We start from the raw sequence: 2410 nt of genomic DNA, 5'->3' as shown, positions 1-2410 counted from the left end.
TGTCACTTGCCATGGCAGCCAGTCAAAAAGAAGTGACCAATCATATGACTATGAAAGGTCGCATCGTATCCGGTGATCAATTTGTGTCATCCATGGAACGTAAGGATTTTATCCTGGAGCATTTTGGAGCAGCAACCACAGAAATGGAAGGCGCTGCAATTGCTCATGTAGCTGCGATCAACAAAATTCCATTTGTCATCATCAGAGCGATGTCGGACAAGGCGGATGGATCAGCTCATGTAAGCTTTGATTCATTTGCTGTGGAAGCGGCACATAATTCAAGCCATATCGTCATCAATATGCTCAGTTCAATCCTCCTCGGGGGCGTTTGATTCATCATAAAATAGCGGTTCCGGATTTTCAGCATGAAGTGCTTGATCGGTCAACTCTTTGGGATCGATATCGGCTTTACCTGAAAAGTACGCCTCGTAAAGTGCGAGGGCCTCTTCATATTGATCTTCTGAGACATATAGATCTTCGCCGAAAATGGTGGTACCGGCGGCTAGAAGCATGAATTCACCTGTTTCGCGATGCTTTGCATTAAGTGCGATATCGTTTGATTCAAGTAGCTCTCTAAACATTTCCACTTCAACGTTTGCCGTTATTGTCGCTAAAAATTTCATATGGCACCTCTTTCTTTATTTGGATATTACTGATATACCCACCTTAGAGTGCCAGGAAACGTGATTGAATAAGATAAGCGACTGAAATTTGGAGGATATATGGATACTTTAATTAAATACAGAGATAAATTTATTGCAGCTTTAATATACTTTTTCACTTATTTAAATTTTGTGACAAATAAAAAAATAGTTTTTCCTCTCACATTCAGAGGTTTTTATTCTGAAATAAATAATCTTATCTTTGCAATAATCTTTCTAAAAGAAAAAAAGAAAGAAATTATAATAGATAGCTCAAGATTCAGCTATTCTTATAAAGACGGAATAACAGATTATTTAGATTTTGATTATGAAACAGTGAATTTTGATAAAAATAAATTTTCAAATTTCAGAGACAGAAAACTAAATAATGAATTATTGACCAGATACTTTTTTAAAAATTATATTTTTAAGAAAGTAAGAGATGTAAATTTCAGAAAAAACAGAATAAACGAACTGGCAATTTTAATGAAAAAAGAGATAAACAACCTTTATAAGTACAATCTAAAAACAAAAATAAAAATAGATGAAAATATAAATAAGCTCAATCTACCATCTGACTATGTTAGTTTTCATATAAGAAGAGGAGATAAGGTGTTCGGAGATTGTAAAGAAGCCGATTTGGTTCTTATAGATGTCTATTTTGAAAAACTCAAAAAATTTACATCTTGTGATAAAAGTCTGAATCTGTATGTGGCTACAGATGATGGAAATATTCTCAAAGAGATAAAAAATAAATATCCACAGATAAATTTATTTTCTCTGTATTCTTATGAAAATGTAAGGGAAAGCGAAAAAAAGTTTCTGAATCAATCTAGAGAAACTGTAAGAGATCATACACTAAATCTGCTCACAGAAGTGGATATACTTATAAATTCAAAGTATTTTATAGGTAGCTTTTCCAGCAATTTAGGCAGATTCGTCGGAGCCTGTGTCGGTCTTGAAAACTGCCAAAGTGTCGACCTTTCTTGGGACTCTATTCATTAAGAAGGTCGCTTGAGTTTGTTTTAATACTTTGAATACAATGTAAAAATACTAGGGGGATAATAATATGGAATTAAATTCGAAAATATATCTTGCAGGACATGGTGGAATGGTGGGTTCCGCTCTTATTAAAAATCTAGAGAATCGTGGTTATAAAAATATCATAGTAAGAGATTTTCAAGAACTGGATCTAAGGAGACAGGATGTTGTGGAACAGTTTTTTGATCAAGAAAGACCGGAATATGTTTTTCTTGCTGCTGCTAAAGTAGGAGGAATATATGCCAACAACACCTACCCTGCGGAGTTTATATATGACAACCTAATGATTGAAGCCAACATAATAAATTCAGCCCACAAATTCGGAGTCAAAAAACTTTTATTTTTAGGAAGTTCATGTATCTATCCGAAACTTGCTCCACAGCCTATAAAAGAAGAGGCTCTTCTCACAGGAGATCTTGAGACTACCAATGAAGCCTATGCCATAGCAAAGATAGCAGGGGTGGAGTTATGTAAGTTTTACAGAAGACAATATGGGTCTGATTTCATCTGTGTCATGCCTACAAATCTCTATGGTCCAAAAGATAACTTTGACCTAGAAACATCCCATGTAATGCCTGCACTTATAAGAAAATTCCACGATGCAAAAGTGAGAGGTGATAAAGAAGTCATCGTATGGGGTACCGGAACTCCTAAAAGAGAATTTCTGTTTGTAGAGGACCTTACAGATGCTCTTGTCCATCTTATGAACAATTATTCTGATGAAATGC

4 protein-coding genes are annotated in these 2410 nt (G+C 34.9%); 3 read left to right on the top strand and 1 reads right to left on the bottom strand.

Annotated features, from left to right (window positions below; genetic code table 11):
* On the top strand, positions 1–332 hold a 332-nt coding region (locus ABZA26_RS12750; RefSeq protein WP_372714892.1), incomplete at its 5' end, for a 5'-methylthioadenosine/S-adenosylhomocysteine nucleosidase.
* Here ABZA26_RS12750 and ABZA26_RS12745 read toward each other — a convergent pair.
* Entirely contained in the window at positions 309–623 is a 315-nt protein-coding gene (locus ABZA26_RS12745; protein ID WP_372714891.1) for a hypothetical protein, read from the bottom strand. The two genes, ABZA26_RS12750 and ABZA26_RS12745, sit on opposite strands and share 24 nt — an antisense overlap.
* Before the next feature lie 99 nt (positions 624–722).
* On the opposite strand from ABZA26_RS12745, the gene ABZA26_RS12740 reads away from it, so the two are divergent.
* Both ABZA26_RS12740 and ABZA26_RS12735 read left to right on the top strand, forming a co-directional pair.
* Positions 723–1646, top strand: coding sequence for a hypothetical protein (locus ABZA26_RS12740; protein ID WP_372714890.1), 924 nt, complete (start codon positions 723–725; stop codon positions 1644–1646).
* A gap of 64 nt (positions 1647–1710) precedes the next feature.
* A partial coding sequence (locus ABZA26_RS12735; protein ID WP_372714889.1) for a GDP-L-fucose synthase family protein occupies positions 1711–2410 on the top strand: 700 nt, incomplete at its 3' end.

This window comes from Ilyobacter sp. (assembly GCF_041583315.1).
Lineage (GTDB): Bacteria > Fusobacteriota > Fusobacteriia > Fusobacteriales > Fusobacteriaceae > Ilyobacter.
This window is presented reverse-complemented; position numbering and strand designations above follow the sequence as displayed.

Coding starts and splice junctions, on each gene's coding strand:
- ABZA26_RS12745 (WP_372714891.1), bottom strand. CDS start 623: ATGAAATTTTTAGCGACAATAACGGCAAACGTTGAAGTGGAAATGTTT.
- ABZA26_RS12740 (WP_372714890.1), top strand. CDS start 723: ATGGATACTTTAATTAAATACAGAGATAAATTTATTGCAGCTTTAATA.